This window comes from Brucella sp. TWI432 (assembly GCF_039674445.1).
Taxonomy (GTDB): Bacteria; Pseudomonadota; Alphaproteobacteria; order Rhizobiales; family Rhizobiaceae; genus Brucella; species Brucella chromiisoli.
In genome coordinates, this window is sequence record NZ_JBDJNL010000010.1 from 1 (window position 1) to 16,519 (window position 16,519).

The following is a 16,519-nucleotide window of genomic DNA, read 5'->3' on the forward strand; positions in this document are numbered from 1 at the left end:
CACCACATTGGCGGCTGCGATATATTGCTGACCGGCTGGCACGCTTTCTGCCAACTGCGTTCCCACAAAGATGCCCGTTTCGCGCAATGTGCTGTCGGCTGCATCGGGCAGATCAAGCTGGAAGCGCACAAACACATAAGGCGTAGGCGTCTCGCTCTGCGAATAAGCAGCGCCGTCACTCATTAAGATGCTGCCTGCATTGTCCGGGGTGACAAAGAATTTCTCACGGGTGCGGGTGATGCCGACTTTGCTGACAAGGTCAGAAAGACCCGAAAGGGCTGCGTCCCGGCTTTCCTGTTTTTCCGGCGTGGTTGGCAGTGGTTCGCTGTCCCATGCTGGATCGCCTTCGCCCACAGCGAGAAATAAAGTCATATTGAGAAGCGCTTGCGCGAGGACAGTGCGACCGTCCTGTGTGAACACAGCCATTATTCTGATCCTGTTTGAATACGTGGCACCGGAGCGCCAAACGGTTGATTGACGAAGGGCGCATTTTGGAACGGCACGGTTGCGCGGTTGCGATAATCAACCCGTACGGCTGCGGTTGCAGCAAAGCGCGTGGCAGGCTGATTGCGCGGTATGTTGAGGACAACGCTTCGCACCATAAGAATGTGCTGCGTATGATGGACAACAACGCGACCACCTGTCGGCACAATGACCCGTTGCCTGCGATTGACGCGCAGCGAAAGAACCGGCTCATGCGCGGAGCGGTGAATGCCTGACCAGTCATTGAGGAAAGCATCCCCATTGAGCCGATGCTTGTTCAGCTGAAAGGCCCGGACATCCCATCCGCTTGTGACGCGCGCAAACTCTGATCGCAGTGGTTTGGAAGCCTTGACCAGCTGCGTCATCGGCCTGACGAAATCAGTATTCCTGACTTCAAAAGGCAGATGCACCTGAAACCACCACCATTTGCGCTTGGTGGCTGGAAATTCCTCAATGTCACCATCGTGGTTGATCCAGCGCAGCGCGCGATGAAGGGCTGCCGGTGTGCCGATCAGCCGTTGCCAGAGAATGCCTTCCTGAAGTGCTGTTCGAAGGTCGGGCAAAAAATCGGCAATTTCCTGAAGACCATATTCTACGACCAAGAATGGTACAATTCTGTCAGATGGGTTGTGTTTAAACCCACGCAGCGCCACGACACCGGGCCCGATTTCAGGCGTCCGGTCCATGGACTCGGAGATAGCCGTTTCGAGCGCCGTGGCATTGCTGGGAAGCAATGCGGAACGGTCAACCATCAGTAATCTCGGCCTCTATTGTTGAGTGTGATCGTGCCGAGAGCAGTTGCTTTGCCTTCGGAATTGACAATGGTGGCGGTCGGTGAGGTTACAGTGACTTTTTTGACACCATCAATGTGCAGGCGAGATTCCAACCATGAGATTTCCAAGTCGAAGCCTACGCCAGACTCCATGAACCAGGCATCGCGAAGAACTTGCTCAAGGCTGTCAAACACATTAGTTCCGGCCGTAGGTAACAACCAGATGTCAGCAGTGATGTTAACTTCTTGAGTGACGGCGGCCTCTACAATAATTGTGTCATTGAGCAAACGAACCTTGTCGCTCAGAACTTCGGCCGTAACAGCACTCAGCATTGCTTGGTCTGGAATGCCGCCATCATAATTGGACAGAACGGCAATATGGATCACCGGCCAAAATGGCTCTCGATAAACCACAACGTCTTTGATCCGAGTGTCAGCGCGTAAGGCAGCCTGCTTATACCAGTAGGAAGATCCGCCTGGCGAGCGCGCCTGGATTGCGAGAACGACACGAGCGCGAAGCTGAATATCATTTTCGCCAGACAATCTGGTAACGTCATAAAACGCTGCGAGATGATCGAGATCACTGCCTGTGGCATAGGCGATGAGGTTAGCCTTTGCAGCATCATTGATGCGCTGGCGAATAATGATCTCACGTGCCGCTGAAACTTCGACAAGGATCTTTGCCGGATCTGTTTCCAGATTGCCTACATCGTAAGTCACACCAGCTTTTGCAAAGCGGACTTTGAGATCTTCAATGGCTTCATCCAAGATGCTTGCATAGCTGACCGTCTCGATCACTCCAGGAGTGGTCAAATTCTTTAAATCAATAGGCATTGGTTTAGTCCTCAGTCAGCTTGAGAAAGTCGGACAGTGCCGCCTGCCACGCTCACAAACGCTTTTGCTTGCGTCCAGTCGAGGTGTGCAAATGGTCGATATTGGCCCAACATGCTGAACTCACCGAGTCCATCGCGATGAATCGCATCTAAATCGAAGCGCTCGATCTTGAACCGCGGCTCATACAAATCGACCAGCATCCAAATAGTGTTGACCCAAAGCAGTACATTCGGCGGGGTTGCGTTTTCACCCAGCAGGCGCAGCCCAGGATTGCCAAACCACTCGTGCATCCAGCGCTCACCAAGCCTTGTCGTGATGATTTTGGCGAGGCTTTGCTCGACGTGATCATACCCGCCGAGAACAAGCCCGGTATCTGCGCTCATGCCTGGCATGGTGACCTCTTATGGAATTCGAAAGAATGGACGGCCCGATGTTGTATGGCCGCACGTGGCTGCATGGCCTTCGCGACAAACGGGAATCCCTGATACGCGAAACTTAGACGTGCCTTGCGCCATGACTGGACTCGAATGTGGCGACTCGCCATGCCCGGCGACACGATCGCCTACGACAACAGCGGCTTTGCCTCTAATTTTGAACTTTGCGGCCTGCATGCCAAGCTGTACTCCACCGGCATAGTCGACACCTACGCAAGCAACACCTGGCATGGATCACCTCAGTCAAATTGATAATCATTGGCGACCGCTTTTAGGCCACCAGGTGTCAGTTCAAAGGTTGTGCTTCCACTCTCGACCAAAAGCCGCGGAAGCTTCAGCACGAGCTCCCCATTGCGTAGCTCGATACGAACGTTGCCAAACGTGATAACGTGCTCGTCACCCTTCGCAGAGGGCGATTTGTTGTCATCGGACCAGTGAAGTGCCCGCGCCGTCCCCTGCTCCACATCGCCACTGTCTGAAGAGATTTCCATTGTCTGCCCCCCTGACGGCGCCGAATGGATCTTCAAAGCTCCAGCCGTCTGCGCATATGGAACCCACGGGGACAAAACGTCTTTGCCGTCGTCATCCTGACCAATAATCAAGCGCACCTTGCCAGACTTGGGATCGATGTGGTCTGGAGAGGCCTTGCCCTTCATTGAAACACCGCCCATGCGGCGCTGGACATCAACGAGCTGCTCCATAAGGGACTGGAGAAATTCAAGTGCCATGGTCAGCCCCCGTTTCGATCGGGGCTTTGCTCCACGAGATTGACGCCTTGCAAAACAGGCGTTTCCTTAATCATTACGGGCGCAAAGCCGGTGGTTTCGAGCTCAGAGTATGTCAGCGCATGATTTGCGCGGAACCGCTCGTAATCTAATAGATCATTTGGCGCTTCTATCGCTGCTTTGATGTATTCGGCGACAATGGCACCATCAGGAGAAGCGCGCAGTAAAGTGTCGAGCTGAAGCCATGCCGCATACAGCGGCTTGCCGAACATTGGCTCTTCAACGGCCATAAGTTCGTAAGTTAGTTCAAGGGTCGGTACGCGCTCACCGGTTTCAATCTCTAAGAGCACAAAACGGGATTTCTTCGAATTGATCCTTGGAACGAGGCGGCGCCAGAGAGCAATCCACTCATCGTGACCGTAGTGCATTGCTGCATCGATCTGCCTGCCTAGCAGGTTCAGAGCAAAACCAGCCTGTGCAGATCCCAGCTCTGCGCTGCCGTCAGGAACATGAAAACCTGCCGGTGGCAAATAAGCGAAAACGTGGAGAGATACGCCCTGCGTTCCACTTTGCGTCTCACGGCCTGCTGGGCCTCCAGCGACCTCGTCGCAGTAGATTGCGACCACAGGTGAAGGTGTGTTACCGTCAGCGCGAAGCACGTTAGCCAACGGATCTACAGGCTGTTCATGCACCTCTTGACCGGCCCACGTGCGACCAGTGACAATCTTACGAAATGACGTGACCAAGGCTTGAGAGAGGATGCTCATTTCTTCACCTCACACACGCACACAATGCGGCCCAATTCGTCGGGATCTGCGCGCGTGACGCGCAACTTGAAGTTTTCCGGGCGATCCATCGTTTCAATGACCGTGCCCACCACAGGCCAATCTGAGCGGCTTTTAAACGCTCCGACATTGTAGGAAACACTGATCTTATCGCCAGCCAACGAAGGTACGAAGCCGTCATAACGGCCTCTGTCTTGCATCTGCGGAACCGTCGGCGTGAAATCAACTACGCCGACGATCTCAAGTTTCTCACGTTCTAGGTCCACGGATTCGGCAACAAATTCCGCTTTTTTATAATAGGTTACGAGCGTACGCTCACCCATGACATCATCGACGCGGTCGGAAATCAGCCGCTCGAATTCCGCGAACTTACTGAACATGTGAGATCCTTATTTCGCACCCTTGAGAAGAGCTTTCGGACGCTTGCACAGGTGCAGACTGTTGGTCTGAACTTCGAGATTGATGCCTTTGTCATTTGGCATGCGATACTGTTTCGCATACATGCGCATCCCCATCGTGTTGACTGTTTGGATGTAGTCAGCAGGGGCACGTAATGATTTAAAGAGTCCCGATACGCCGAGTGGCACCATATGGCAATCGTTGGTGCCGATAAAGGTTTTGCCGTCGATAATTGCACCACGATAGTTCTCGAATGTGATGCCACCGAATTTGAACGAGCCGTAAATCCCGTTCGACCCGCCGTCACCATAAGCGTCGCGCAGCTGGTTCGCGGCCTGCTGATTTAGGTAGGTCTCACGCACCTCTTCGTTTGCGATGAGAGCGTCGAAGAAGTCATCGCCACACACAGCAAGGATTCCACCGAATGGGATTCCGCCCAGTACTCCGGCCATTGTTCGAGTAACGGCCATGCACTTTTTGCGGAGCGCACCCTTCACTGATGTTGATAGATCGAAACCAATCGTGCCTTCCTGCGTAACTCCGAATTCATCGAAGAGATTGAGCGTCGATCCATCTGCGTAGGTGATCACGCCTTTCACAGCACCAAGGCGCGAGAATTCTTCAGTGACACCCATGCTGTTGTTATGCTGCTGAAGGCGCCGAGCGATTTTTCCGCTCAGTTGCTCCAATGCAGAAGTTGTTCCATAGGCGCGGATCCCCTGTACTTCTTCAGCATACACGGCGTCATCGATCTGGAAGTGAGGAACGATGAACGCGCGCATCGAGCGCTTGTCCTTAGCTACTGTAACGCCAGGACCACCGCGCGGCGTAGGCGCCACCAGAGTGATGATATCGCCACGAAGTTCGAACGCCGCCGTGGTCGTATTAATGGATTCATCCTCAAAAAGACCGAGCTGGCCGATGCGACCAGGGCGATAGATGAGATTGTCGATCGTGTCCGACAACGACGTTACGGAGAATGCGTCGTCGTTAAAGACGTCGAGAGTAAGTTCAGCCATTGTTATTAGGCTCCTTAGCGAACAATGATGCCGACATCAGCCAGTTGCGCGTTCTTCGCAGTGATGGCTGCGTCGTCTGCAACGGATGCATCGTAGGTGATGATTTTTCCATTCACGGCAGAACCGCGAACGATGGCCGCGACCATGACGTCAACATCGGTTGCGTCGACGCGATAAATATTGATCGCGCTTGCATTTTCCGATCCGTCATTAGGATCTTCACCCTCAGCCGGAACAGCTTGGGCAACCGGAGAAGGCACAAACTTTCCGGTGGCCTTCAATTTGCCAAGCACCGTACCTGGCTCAATGACGCCCGTACCAGCTGGGATGGTGATGCTATCTCGCGAAAAGCTCACACCAAGCTCTTCGAGGATGAATTCAGCCGCGTGGCGGCCTTCGGTAAAGACTTTTGCCATGGATTAGCCTCACTTGGCGAAGTTTGCGTTGAGCTTGTCTGCGGCGGCCTGCAAAGGATTTCCCATCGCCCTTGGAGATTCAAGCGGAGCGAGACCGAGCGCACCAGCACTCGCCTTGCGCTGCTCAAATGTTTCAGGCTGCGCCACTGGCGATGTCGCATAAGCCTTTTCGGCCGACGCCATTGCATCGATAGCGACTTCCACACTGAGGTCAGTCTTAAACGCCAAGAAGTGAGCGAATGGACCAGCTTTAGCCGCAGCGTCAGCAGTGATGATGGCCTCGATGCGCGCAGCAGCATCTGGCTGAGGTGTTAGCTTCTGCTCTTCCTGAGTTGTCAGGCTTTCATCAGCAGGCTCACCATTTTTCTGGGCAATATCACCCATAGGGCCTTCTCCTTTGATCGAAATTTTACTGGAAGGGGTGGAGGTGGACTTCTGAAGGTCAGCTAAAACCTGTTCGAACTGTCCGACTTTATCGGCCATGCCGAGGGCAACGGCGTTCTTGCCGATCTCCACCCCGCCAGAACCGAATTTCTGCTTAACTGTGTCCTCACTGACGCCGCGATTGCGAGCGACCGTGGAGATGAAGACGGCTTCAAGGTCGTCTACAACTTGTTGGATGCGAGCTTTACCCTCGTCAGTCTGTGCGTCGGGCCGCTTGCCTGGAGCGTTTGAGGACACAATTTCCGTGCCCTTGTCGCCGCTCTTCGGAATTGTCATCACAACACCGATCGACCCGACCATTGAGCTGTCGCTCAAGACAATTTTGTCGGCAGCCGAAGCGATCCAATACCCAGCTGAACAGGCCATGCCCGTCACATACGAAGTAATAGGCTTTTTACCGCGAGCTTCGTAGATCGCCTGGGCCAGCTCATCACAGCCGGAAGCCATACCGCCCGGTGAATCAATGTTCAGGCAAATTGCCTTGACGGAAGGATTGTCGAGTGCGGCCTGAAGGTCGCGACGGAGGATGTCATATGACGTAGCACCGCACATCTCCACGAACAGGTTGGCACGCTTAAAAAGCGCACCGTGCACATTGAGAATAGCGACGCCATCTCGTTGCGTGGCACGCTCTGAGCGATCCAGCGGGCGAGACCTGTACTTTTCAAGCACCTCTGGCGTCCATTGATACTCTCGCGCGGCAATCGAAAGAATATCTTCCAGATTTTGAGGCACAATGAGCCATGGCGCCGAAAGCGCAGCTTCCAGAACTTTCATGGGTGGTCCTTACCTGTATCGAGCGCCGGCTGTTATTGCACGACGTGGCCCAAGACGGCCGTTAGCCGCTGCGCATTCTCCCTCAAGCTGAGAGACTAAGGATTCCAAGGCGGAAAGATCCGCCGCCTTGAATTCAACTGTGCGGTCGCGGAAGGAAACACGAGTAGTCTGCCCCTCGACTTTTAGCTTTATGAGGGCCGGACGCAGTGCTTTCAGAGCTGCACATGAATCATAAACCTCGTCACCGAATAAGGCTTGATAATCGATAGCCATCACTCTTCCTCATTTCGGTCTGGGTTCTCTCCGGTCCGGTCATCGCCGTTCCGGTTTTTCTTTCTCCCCGAACCCTTGTCTTTTTTCTCACCCGCACTGTCGCCAAGGTCTTTCAGCCCGAGCTCTTCGTCGTCTCGCTCTTTGTCCAGCGCTTCCTGCTCCAGATTTCTCCATGGCAGCGGGAGCCCAAGCTTGGCGAAGTAGTCGTTTTCTGCTTTCTGCTGGCGCGCAACGTCATCCCAATCCTGTCCGTAGGCTGCACAGATTTCAGAAAGGGTCGTTGTGCCCATGTCCTTGAGGACTTGAAACGCACGAGCAGTCTTGAACTCGTCAGCCTGCGGCCTTGCTGGGCCACTCCAAGAGGCAACACATGCAGCTTCTTTATTGGCGAGAAATGCTTCATAGCCGCCTGGAAACTCAATCCGACCCTGAAAAATCTCCTCATCCAGCCATGTTTCGTAGACCGACTGGCAGAACGGGATGATGATGTTGTTGCGTCTACGAATAACGCTCAGCCATTCCGTTGCGCCGGCCATACGAACCGAGGAGTAAGTTGCACCACGGTAGTCGCCTGTCAGTGTTTCGTAAGAAACGCCAAAGCCAGCCGCGATTTCACGCATTAACCAACCCATAAAGTGGTCGTATTGCTGACCGGGCTGCTTGGCTTCCGTGAATTGCAACTCATCGTTTGGGAATAGATGGGCAATGCGCCCATGCTGCGTCAGGTCAATACTTGCACCATCGTACCAGTCGCCGCGCGCGCCTGCCAAATCGGATAAATTATAGTCGCTGACTTTCCCCTTCCTGTCTTCTCTTGTGAAAAGACCATCAAAAGCAGAAATGCCTTTGATGTCCGTTTTAAGGGTAGCAGCAAAGATCGTCTGGATAAGCGCGCTGGTTAGTGTAGCATCAGCATATTGATCGACCTGTCTGACGATTTTCAGGACATTCGCCAAAGGAGATATACCACGAGCAGAGCTGATAGCCGGATCGAAGAGGTGAAGTAGATTTCTTCGGCCGTCTGCATCCCGCGCCTGAATTTCGACCGAGCTCTCCATGCCCACCCCATCAGGCTTGCGCCGAATAAAGTAAGAAGTCGGATTGCCCCATTCATCGACCTTCACACCCTGATATACGCCATTCTCAACGTCGCTTTTGTCTTCGATACGTGACGGAGGGATAAGCATCACCTTCGTCATCGACTTTGCATGCTTGTGCTTGATGAGTGGCAGCAGGCTCAGGATCTCGCCAAACGTCAGGTAGGACGCATAGGCTGCTTGCTGATGCATGCCGAAGGTCATTTTGCCTCCAGCATCGCACTCAAGTGGGTTGTTGGCCCACAGGTAGAACTTTCCTTCTACCTTCCGGCCCCACTCTCCAGCCTTGTCTCGATCCCAACCTAGTGTGTCGCCGTCAGGCCGAGCAGCGAGCTTCAGCCCTTCGCCAACCACACTTCCGGTGCTAACGGAAACGCCGTTTCCGACGAATCCAGAGTTTTGGACGCTATCGATGGCGCGAGCAGCTGCTTTTGTCCAAGAATTCTGGACATCAATATACTGTTCACGTAGCTGCGGTCGCCATGATGTGAAAAAAGGACTGCGTTCGTTCTTAAAATAGGCGGCTTGCGGCTCGATGTGCCTGCTTCCGGCAGGGACGCGAACCCGCATTTTGCCGTTTGTATCCTCTGTCATGAACTGCCCTACCCATGAAGTCTTTTGGAGAGCTCACGCAAGCTCGGACGCGCCGATGCATTGCTGCCTTTGAGCTGTTCGTATCGTTTTTCGTATTCGAACCGGCAGAGGTTCTTGGCCGCTAAGGCATAGACTGTGCAGTCCAGTGCTTCAGCGCGCTTTTTACCGATGCGTTCGAATGAGATGACCGGACGGCCCTTGACGTATTTGATTTCACGCCGTTCTGACGTGAACTGATCAAACCAGTCCGGTGGAAGCGAATTCGAATACCGGAACGATTGTTGATCGCCCTTTTCCAACGGCAGATTGACCAGAATGTCTGTTTTCACAGTGTCAACACCCACGATGTAGAGGGTTGCCGTCCTATTTCGACGCTTATTTCGGCTGGCTCTCAAAACAGGATGTGGGCCTGCTTGGCCTTTGATAGCGACGATGCGACGAGACATCGTGAATTCGCAGAAGTCATAGACACGTTGCGTCATGTTACCGTCGCCAGAGTCCACGCAAGCCGCTTCAACCCCAATTTCGCCGCCCAACGGATGTTTCCATTCCGTTGAGAGTAAGGCGTCCAGCTCATCCCACGTTGATTGCAGCGTTGCATTCCCGCGAATGATGTAGTGACCAAGAATCCAGCGGTGATCTGGACTATGACCAATAAAAACCACTTCTAAACGGTCTGGTTGAACGTCAACGCCAGCAGTAATGTAAGCGACCGCTTCCGGGATATCTTCGCGCCATTGGTCAGCCTCGTGGTCCCATTCGATGCCAAATGGTTCGAGACGGGTTAGAAGCTCATTTGCGCCGACGTAATTGACTGCTGTAGACCAAACGCGACCAAGCACCGTGTTGTAAAACACTTGCATGTCGGAAGGGCCGTTCTTAACCGCCTTCTCGTATTCTTCGGCCAATTTGGCCCAAGAAGCGTTCGCAAACTGAGAAACGAGAGCGTTTAGACGGAAGCCAGCATGGTTTTTGACTTCCGGCCGCATCGCCCGCCACTCACCATCCTCGACCATTTGCGGCTTGTACCGCTCCTCGATCTCAGAACCGCAGTGCGGGCAGATGCAGACCGCCTTTTCAGGCTCACCTCGTGGCCAGTCGATGTGCTGCCAAAGCATTTCGAAACGCATATCGCAGTGGATACAAGGCACTTCAAAGATTCGCTGATCGGACTCGTCGTATCTTTTGAGGACGATAGACTTTGCTTCGTCAGTAGGCGTAGAGCCAATTACGATCTTGCGATCAGCGAAAGACGTGGTGCGCTTTTCCGCCAGCTTGATTGGATCACCTTCGTTGGTGATTTCCATGCCGTCGACTTCATCCGCCAGCAGCACTTTGGCTGTGTGACGGCGAAGGTTACGCGGAGCGCGCGCCGATAGGATTTTCAGCGATCCACCACCTTGCATGGAGCGCTGAGTAAGAGTGTTGCGACCATCAAACCGACCAATTCGCATGACTTCGCGGAGCGCTGGGCTCTCGCGGAATGCCGGGTCGATTTCGTCAACAGCGATGCCGCGGGCGTCATCGTCCGTAGGCATCAGCAGAATAATGGGGCACGGGTCATTGACCGCGATTGCGCCGATAGCTGCAACCAGGCCGACCGTATAGCCAGTTCTGGCAGATTTGATCACGGAAACCCGTTCAATCGTCGGGTCACCAATTGCGTCGAGGATTCCTCGTTGGTACTTCCATGGGCGAAAACGACCTGGCGCAGATGACGACGCCTTGCTTAATCGGAAGTTTTCAGCAGCCCATTGCGAGTACGAGAGCTTGTCTGGCGGGCGCAAAGCCTTCGCCAAGCCACGCGCCAGCACGTGGACTGCATTACTTGCCACTTTTGAAAGACCCCTTGTCTCCGGCAATCACGCTCGCTTCGACCTCGTCGGAGAGATCGAGAAGCATGTCGCGAACCATTTCGCGCAGCACTTCGCCGTCGTGGGCAGTGAGATGAGGGATGCTCGTACGCGCCTTGCTGGGCAGCGCTAAAAGCGATCCCTTAATCACACCTGCGAAAGCGGACCAGCTTGCCGAAACCTCATCAAGTGTGAGGATTTCGCCCTTGAGCTGCGCAAGCTTGATTGCCTTGATCTCTTTATCGATCCGCGTTTCTTCAGCTCGCTCATCAGCGAGGTTATTCCCGCCCTTGGTCGCTCTGCCCGCTGCTTGCTCACGCAATCTTCGCAGATAGTTTTGGATTGATGCGAGAGTTTCGTACCGGCCGCGGCCAGCCGCAGGAACCAGAATGCCGGTCACTTCGAGATCTCGGATCGATCGGATGGAGATTCCCAGAAGCTTCGAAAGATCTGCTTTGCTGCAAGTTTCGGGAATCCAAACGCCGCCGACGCTTGCAGCCTTGGCCATGACATTTCCTACATTCCGAGTGACAAGGTGACGTGGCGCGTCACTCGCTTTTCCATGTCGAGCACGGCAAATGCCTGTGCTTGAGGGACGTTAGGACGCGAGGGCTTTGCAAGCTCATTGGCCAGAACCGCCATATGCAGCTTCTTCAAAGGCTTCCGCTTCTTGGTGGTGCGGACGAACACGTCACTGCCAATCATGAAAGATTTGCGGAAAATCCGTCGCACGTTCCAGCCAGTTGCTTCGGCGCCAGGCATCGAACGGTTCCAAACCGGCCGACCATAACGGCCCAACGAAACTGCTTCGTCCGCGGTGCGTACAGTCGCGGTCAGATTTAAAGCCGAAGCACGTATAACTTTTGTCTTGGTGTTAATGCGCCCCTTCGGGACGCCAGTTGTGGCGGCAATGCGCGTCACAGACTGTCGCTTCTGTTCGTCAGCGTGCTCAGAAATACCTCGTGCCATTGCTGCTCGCAGCTCCGGCGACTGAATGGTACGGATCATCTTATCGAACGCACTTGATCCCTTGTATTGGACGTCGACGCTGTAATGAGGACCGGCCATCGTTGCTACACCCAAAAATCAATGGTAATTGGATACTCACCGACGAAAACATCAAAGTAACTTCGATGACGCCTAAAGATTTCCAAGACTGGATCGATGAAATGAAAGCCGCCGCCCTCGCACGCTCCGACGCGGAGTGCGCTAGGCTGCTGGACATCTCTGCAAATGCCCTGATCGCTATTAAAAAGCGCGGCGCAGACCGTAGAACGGCTCTGGCCTGTCGGGCGCTTCTGCATCGGATGGAGCCATATGGCGGCGGCTAAGGCTCAAACTACGCCATTGCTGGCGGTGAGCCTGCCTTCCGCAATCTGTTTAAGACGGCGGGAGACCTCGCGGGGACCGTTCGGAGTGTACCGGCGACCACCAGTACGAATGCGCGTACTTGCACCACGCTTACGGTAGTGCGGGACGGGATCACTAATTAGGAGTGATGCTGAGCCTGAGAAAAAGCCTCGAATAGACGACAGCAGTGCTGCCGCCATGGCACGGAAGCCAAAACGCATAATTCTCTCCAAAAATATAAGATTGATGCCGGGATTACCCGCTTAACGCCGTTATATGAGCCTGCTTCGCAGCAGACAGGGGCGGCGGCGTTGCTTCTTCAGCGCGAACGTAGTCTTGGTCCTGGGCTCCCGGCCAGCCAAGTCGGAAATTTCCCGCCCCTCGTGCACATCCGCCAAGGCGGATATAGATGCAGCCGAAGCGACTTAGTCGTGATCTGGGTGAACGAGCTTTTCGCTGTTCTCAGTAATGCTTTCGACGCGCGTAACGGAGTAAGGCTCGTGACGATCTGTCAGCTCGCCGCCGAGGGTAACGATATCAGCCGCAGCCGCGACAGGGAGAGTGAAGACATCAACTGCGATCTTAGCAAGATTTACTAACATTATGATCCACCTTTATTTTTAATGGCTCTGCCTCTTGGATTCGAACCAAGGCGGACGCATTCAAAGTGCGTTGCCCTACTGCTAGGCGAAGGCAGACTAAGCAGGTAGCGCTATTCGTAATCGTAGGTTAAAGCGATAGGGCCAAAAAATAGCCATTTGCCCACGCAAACCTCACGTCCGGTGAGTGCGTCGGTATCCATGGCGTCGCTCCAGCCGAGCCGCCAGTCCCTTGGGTGCAGCGAAAAGGCAATTCCCCACATAAATCCTCCATAAAAAAACCCCGCCAAAGCGGGGTTGATTAATCGTTCTTGTCGAAAAGATTACTTCGAGAATGGCTGCGTCGCCGATCCTGAAGCAAGCTTTTTGCCTGCCGCGTCAAGAGCATTCACTGTTATCTTGTAATAATGAACGCCATCTGGCGGACATGGTCCCTTATAACGGAACGCACCATAAGGCAGCTGCGCTTTACCAGAGTATGCAACCTTGCCGCCGCCGTGATTAAAACCTGTCGCATTTTTATCGATCATTTTGATCTCAAGTGTCTTAGTCCCTGCAGGTACGCCCGAGACTGCAATCGGAGGTGACTTCGGATCGAAACACTTCTTCGTCGGTCCCCACTCAAAAGAAACACCCAAATCAGCCGCCATTGCGCCCGTTGCACAGAATGACAACGCCGCAGCTAGAACTAACTTCCGCATATTACCCTCAATTATGCCTGTGGAGGGAACAGCCCCTCCAGCCCCCAGGACATTGCGAGGTCCATATGAGTTGCAGATGTCAAATTCGTCAAGTGGTTTGAACGGGCCGTACGCTACATCGCTTACGCACTCAACGCTCTGACCTGGCCTCAAATGACGCCATCTCTAACGTTTATTTTGGATATTCCGCTTGGCGTTTCCATTCTTCGGGTAGGAAATACAACGGGAAGCCGCGGCCAACTTCTGGAGCGAGGCCATCTTCCAAACGATACGCACGTTGAATTGCACCTCGGATATGAAGCAGATCCGCTTCGGCGCCCCTTAAAACGTGTGCGAGGTATTGCTCAACCCACCAATGATCGAAGTGGACTTCGCCATTCGTCCGAAGGCTCGGCTTATCGAAACGCTTTGTCGGGTCTTGAACAACGATTTTAACGTCGTTTTTGCCCGCCGCTCGCAATCTCCGTTCAAGATCTCGTCTATCGTCTGACGTGCCGCAGATCAGGATATCTCCAACTTTTATGCGATCAATCATTCGAGTAGTTCGGCCAGTCCGTCGAGCCATCATAGAAAATGTGTGTAATCCAGCTTTTACAGCTGCAAATAGCCCGTACTCGTCACACGTTCCACTGGTCATAATCCGAAATACTCCCTGTTTTTTCAATAAATTAGCGCTGTCCTCTAACCCTCAAAGGGAGGAACCCCCTTTAAACGAATAACTTCGCCGATTATCTGGGGTGCTGCGCCCCGCAGGCTACGCATGCCTTATACGGTCCCTTAACGTTTCTCGATGCATCTCTTTTGCCCCAGAGCGGGTCATGGGCTCGTGTTTACATCTAATCATGTGGGCATGCCCTACTCACAACAGGCGCCTCTCTTTGGGCTTCTATGTGGCTTTGCATATGACGGCTTCTAGCCTTGCATTCAGGCCTATGCATGGCATCACCTATTGCACCCCTCATACCATGGCCATGGCTTGGTCTGGCATGGCTTGCTCGTGTGGGCGCATGGGTAGCAGGCAAGGTGTGTTTGATGCTGAACGCGATGGTGAAAGGCAAGGGCGTTTCGGCTTGATATGCCTAGCTAGTGCAGTGTTGCGCACATATCGCCATGCTATTGGTATGAGCCGACATATACGCGGGGAGTGCTCATTCTGACAAGCAAAGCCATGAGTCGCGATTAAGCCAACAGCTACAGAACCCACAAGTGGGTAGCGCGCTCTACCCCTTACATACCAGCGTTTTCGATGTAGTCATTTGTGGCATTGGATGCATTTTTTTCGCATTCGGCTACATTTTTCTCTTGCATAACTGTAGCTATATGCTACATTCTAACCATGGAAGCCGAAACAAACAAACGCCTTCCACGACCGCAAGGAAACCACGGCACCGGGTATGGTCTCTAGACCACGGCTGAACAAGCAAGCCCCTAAGCCACGACTGAAAAGAGAAACCAAAATGCTCAAGTGCATCAAGTTCCAGAATTATGATCATGCCGCTGAAATGATGGGCTTTGCCATTGAAGATGGTCACGCCACAGCGTGGAATGTGAACGACAACGGATTGGTTCGCTATCTATGTGCGAAGTCGGGCTTCTGGCTTGATCTCACCAAGGGTACGTTCACCGCATGGCGTTACGCATATTGAGGGTTATGACATGCAACTGCCTTTCACGGTATCAGATTATGACCATGACAGTTTTACAGGCTGGCACGTTGTAACTAAGAGCGGGCAAAGCTTCAAACATTACGAGTTATCGATTAGCGGCGCATGGCTATTCATGTTCTCCGAAGGGGGGCACAGGCATGAGTTTGTGCGAACCAGTGAGATTGAAAGCATAAGTGCTACATTCACAGACTAAGCCTTTTGGTTACCCGCTAACGGGCAGTTTTCTCTGATGCGCAGTATGGGAGACTAAGAAATGCGTTCGAATTCCCTATCAGCTATCGAAAACAAAGCACGTCATTTTCAACGCTACGCAGCACAAAATGCGATCTCAGCTAGGGATGCGACAAGCGCGGATGTGAAGAGGTATTATCAAGAGGGCGCATGTCTCTATGCGAAAGACGCTAGAAGGCACCTTTTTATGTTGATCGATGAAAGCAATTAAGCCTTCCGGTTTCCGCCGTTCGCGGCGGTTGCCCGAATGCTTAACCAAGGGAAAGGGGTTTACACCATGAAACATGCTAACGATAACAGCCGCCGCAACCGGATTGTGACCATGGGCAACATGGGCAAGGTCCGCCGCGATGACAGACGTCAGGCTATTGCCGCAAAGGCCGCATTCCTGAACGATGCATTAAAAGGCGCTTAACACTAACGCATGCCCCCGGCGCTAGACGCCACGACCGCAAGGACAACCGAAAATGAAAACCTTTATTCTTCTAGCCCTTGTCTGGGGTGCTTCGCCCTCTCCTGACGTCTATGTCATTGACCACGGCCTTACAGGCGAAGATTGCATAGCCGGTCTGATGAACCCGCCGAAAGTGGGTTATGATGAAGATGGTAAGGCTTTTGACGTTTCCACGGCAGAAATTGCCTGTGAGCTGGATATCGATCCCGAGGAGCCTTGCAACTGCATTCTCGATGAGGATGATTAAGCATGGCGGAACAGTTCGACACGATGCTGTTTGCTAAAGCGCTGGTGAGGCGCGGCATGTCCTCAAAGGACGCTATAGCCCTTGCGATTGAAGCAAAGGCGCATATAGTGGATAGCATGGCAACGAAAACCGACCTCAGAACAGAGATTGCAAACAGTGAAATGCGGATGACTATCCGTATCGGCGGAATGTTTATTGTCGCTGTAACTGTAATCTTGGCGGTTTTGCCCTTCCTCCTAAAGTAACCGGCGCGGCCTTTAGGCCGCCCACTATCAAGCCTCTTTGCCATGGGCGCGCATGTGCCCCTGTCATGGCGCCTTGACGCCTTAAACCGGGCTATATGCCCACGACCGCAAGGAAAATAC

Annotated in this window: 26 protein-coding genes and 1 tRNA gene; 7 read left to right on the plus strand and 20 right to left on the minus strand. The window is 53.4% G+C overall.

What is annotated here, in order from left to right:
* From ABE527_RS14070 to ABE527_RS14145, 16 genes are all read right to left on the minus strand, one after another.
* Positions 1 to 426, minus strand: a 426-nt coding sequence (locus ABE527_RS14070) for a BW3TFN family phage tail fiber component (protein ID WP_499697263.1), incomplete at its 3' end; no start/stop codon positions are given.
* Positions 426 to 1,235 carry a phage tail protein gene (locus tag ABE527_RS14075; RefSeq protein WP_499697264.1) on the minus strand — a complete coding sequence of 270 codons (810 nt, stop codon included), beginning with the start codon at positions 1,233 to 1,235 and terminating at the stop codon, positions 426 to 428. The genes ABE527_RS14070 and ABE527_RS14075, both read right to left, overlap by 1 nt.
* Complete coding sequence (locus ABE527_RS14080; RefSeq protein WP_499697265.1) at positions 1,235 to 2,089, minus strand: baseplate assembly protein; 855 nt, start codon at positions 2,087 to 2,089, stop codon at positions 1,235 to 1,237. The genes ABE527_RS14075 and ABE527_RS14080 overlap by 1 nt, the downstream gene beginning before the upstream one ends.
* Positions 2,090 to 2,100: 11 nt before the next feature.
* Positions 2,101 to 2,481 (minus strand): GPW/gp25 family protein, encoded by a 381-nt coding sequence (locus tag ABE527_RS14085; protein WP_499697266.1) that lies wholly within the window; start codon positions 2,479 to 2,481, stop codon positions 2,101 to 2,103.
* 9 nt (positions 2,482 to 2,490) lie between these two features.
* Complete coding sequence (locus ABE527_RS14090; RefSeq protein ID WP_499697267.1) at positions 2,491 to 2,754, minus strand: PAAR domain-containing protein; 264 nt, start codon at positions 2,752 to 2,754, stop codon at positions 2,491 to 2,493.
* Between the two features lie 8 nt (positions 2,755 to 2,762).
* Positions 2,763 to 3,251: a phage baseplate assembly protein V gene (locus tag ABE527_RS14095; protein ID WP_499697268.1), complete on the minus strand. Its 489-nt coding sequence runs from the start codon at positions 3,249 to 3,251 to the stop codon at positions 2,763 to 2,765.
* Between the two features lie 2 nt (positions 3,252 to 3,253).
* Positions 3,254 to 4,015: a hypothetical protein gene (locus ABE527_RS14100; protein WP_499697269.1), complete on the minus strand. Its 762-nt coding sequence runs from the start codon at positions 4,013 to 4,015 to the stop codon at positions 3,254 to 3,256.
* The gene (locus tag ABE527_RS14105; RefSeq protein ID WP_499697270.1) at positions 4,012 to 4,413 is read right to left on the minus strand and encodes a hypothetical protein; all 402 of its coding nucleotides are present in this window, start codon (positions 4,411 to 4,413) and stop codon (positions 4,012 to 4,014) included. Before ABE527_RS14105 ends, ABE527_RS14100 begins: the two co-directional genes overlap by 4 nt.
* Positions 4,414 to 4,422: 9 nt before the next feature.
* Positions 4,423 to 5,451: a major capsid protein gene (locus ABE527_RS14110; RefSeq protein ID WP_499697271.1), complete on the minus strand. Its 1,029-nt coding sequence runs from the start codon at positions 5,449 to 5,451 to the stop codon at positions 4,423 to 4,425.
* Positions 5,452 to 5,465: 14 nt separating this feature from the next.
* Positions 5,466 to 5,867 carry a head decoration protein gene (locus ABE527_RS14115; protein WP_499697272.1) on the minus strand — a complete coding sequence of 134 codons (402 nt, stop codon included), beginning with the start codon at positions 5,865 to 5,867 and terminating at the stop codon, positions 5,466 to 5,468.
* Positions 5,868 to 5,876: 9 nt separating this feature from the next.
* Positions 5,877 to 7,088, minus strand: a complete 1,212-nt coding sequence (locus ABE527_RS14120; RefSeq protein ID WP_499697273.1) for a S49 family peptidase — start codon at positions 7,086 to 7,088, stop codon at positions 5,877 to 5,879.
* A gap of 9 nt (positions 7,089 to 7,097) precedes the next feature.
* Positions 7,098 to 7,361 carry a hypothetical protein gene (locus ABE527_RS14125; protein ID WP_499697274.1) on the minus strand — a complete coding sequence of 88 codons (264 nt, stop codon included), beginning with the start codon at positions 7,359 to 7,361 and terminating at the stop codon, positions 7,098 to 7,100.
* Positions 7,361 to 9,052: a phage portal protein gene (locus ABE527_RS14130; RefSeq protein ID WP_499697275.1), complete on the minus strand. Its 1,692-nt coding sequence runs from the start codon at positions 9,050 to 9,052 to the stop codon at positions 7,361 to 7,363. The genes ABE527_RS14125 and ABE527_RS14130 overlap by 1 nt, the downstream gene beginning before the upstream one ends.
* A gap of 8 nt (positions 9,053 to 9,060) precedes the next feature.
* Complete coding sequence (locus ABE527_RS14135) at positions 9,061 to 10,887, minus strand: phage terminase large subunit family protein (protein ID WP_499697276.1); 1,827 nt, start codon at positions 10,885 to 10,887, stop codon at positions 9,061 to 9,063.
* Complete coding sequence (locus tag ABE527_RS14140; RefSeq protein WP_499697277.1) at positions 10,877 to 11,413, minus strand: hypothetical protein; 537 nt, start codon at positions 11,411 to 11,413, stop codon at positions 10,877 to 10,879. Before ABE527_RS14140 ends, ABE527_RS14135 begins: the two co-directional genes overlap by 11 nt.
* An 8-nt stretch (positions 11,414 to 11,421) precedes the next feature.
* Positions 11,422 to 11,973, minus strand: a complete 552-nt coding sequence (locus ABE527_RS14145; protein ID WP_499697278.1) for a hypothetical protein — start codon at positions 11,971 to 11,973, stop codon at positions 11,422 to 11,424.
* A 65-nt stretch (positions 11,974 to 12,038) separates the two neighbouring features.
* Here ABE527_RS14145 and ABE527_RS14150 point away from each other — a divergent pair, with 65 nt between their 5' ends.
* Positions 12,039 to 12,236, plus strand: coding sequence for a hypothetical protein (locus tag ABE527_RS14150; RefSeq protein WP_499697279.1), 198 nt, complete (start codon positions 12,039 to 12,041; stop codon positions 12,234 to 12,236).
* A gap of 444 nt (positions 12,237 to 12,680) precedes the next feature.
* On the opposite strand, the gene ABE527_RS14155 is transcribed toward ABE527_RS14150, so the two are convergent.
* From ABE527_RS14155 to ABE527_RS14170, 4 genes are all read right to left on the minus strand, one after another.
* Entirely contained in the window at positions 12,681 to 12,857 is a 177-nt protein-coding gene (locus ABE527_RS14155; protein WP_499697280.1) for a hypothetical protein, read from the minus strand.
* Positions 12,858 to 12,879: 22 nt separating this feature from the next.
* Positions 12,880 to 12,953 (minus strand) — tRNA-Gln (locus ABE527_RS14160).
* 224 nt (positions 12,954 to 13,177) lie between these two features.
* The gene (locus ABE527_RS14165; protein WP_499697281.1) at positions 13,178 to 13,555 is read right to left on the minus strand and encodes a YbhB/YbcL family Raf kinase inhibitor-like protein; all 378 of its coding nucleotides are present in this window, start codon (positions 13,553 to 13,555) and stop codon (positions 13,178 to 13,180) included.
* 172 nt (positions 13,556 to 13,727) lie between these two features.
* Positions 13,728 to 14,090, minus strand: a complete 363-nt coding sequence (locus tag ABE527_RS14170) for a hypothetical protein (protein ID WP_499697282.1) — start codon at positions 14,088 to 14,090, stop codon at positions 13,728 to 13,730.
* Positions 14,091 to 14,491: 401 nt separating this feature from the next.
* Between ABE527_RS14170 and ABE527_RS14175 the strand changes: the two genes are divergently transcribed.
* The 6 genes from ABE527_RS14175 (at position 14,492) to ABE527_RS14200 (ending at position 16,399) form a co-directional block, all read left to right on the plus strand.
* A complete protein-coding gene (locus tag ABE527_RS14175) occupies positions 14,492 to 14,629 on the plus strand; it encodes a hypothetical protein (RefSeq protein ID WP_499697283.1) in 138 nt (45 codons plus the stop codon).
* A 383-nt stretch (positions 14,630 to 15,012) separates the two neighbouring features.
* Positions 15,013 to 15,201: a hypothetical protein gene (locus ABE527_RS14180; RefSeq protein WP_499697284.1), complete on the plus strand. Its 189-nt coding sequence runs from the start codon at positions 15,013 to 15,015 to the stop codon at positions 15,199 to 15,201.
* Positions 15,202 to 15,475: 274 nt separating this feature from the next.
* A complete protein-coding gene (locus tag ABE527_RS14185; protein ID WP_499697285.1) occupies positions 15,476 to 15,664 on the plus strand; it encodes a hypothetical protein in 189 nt (62 codons plus the stop codon).
* Positions 15,665 to 15,730: 66 nt separating this feature from the next.
* Entirely contained in the window at positions 15,731 to 15,868 is a 138-nt protein-coding gene (locus ABE527_RS14190) for a hypothetical protein (RefSeq protein WP_499697286.1), read from the plus strand.
* Positions 15,869 to 15,920: 52 nt separating this feature from the next.
* The gene (locus ABE527_RS14195) at positions 15,921 to 16,154 is read left to right on the plus strand and encodes a hypothetical protein (RefSeq protein WP_499697287.1); all 234 of its coding nucleotides are present in this window, start codon (positions 15,921 to 15,923) and stop codon (positions 16,152 to 16,154) included.
* Positions 16,155 to 16,156: 2 nt separating this feature from the next.
* On the plus strand, positions 16,157 to 16,399 hold the full coding sequence (locus ABE527_RS14200) for a hypothetical protein (RefSeq protein WP_499697288.1): 243 nt from the start codon (positions 16,157 to 16,159) through the stop codon (positions 16,397 to 16,399).
* The last annotated feature ends 120 nt before the right edge of the window (positions 16,400 to 16,519 follow it).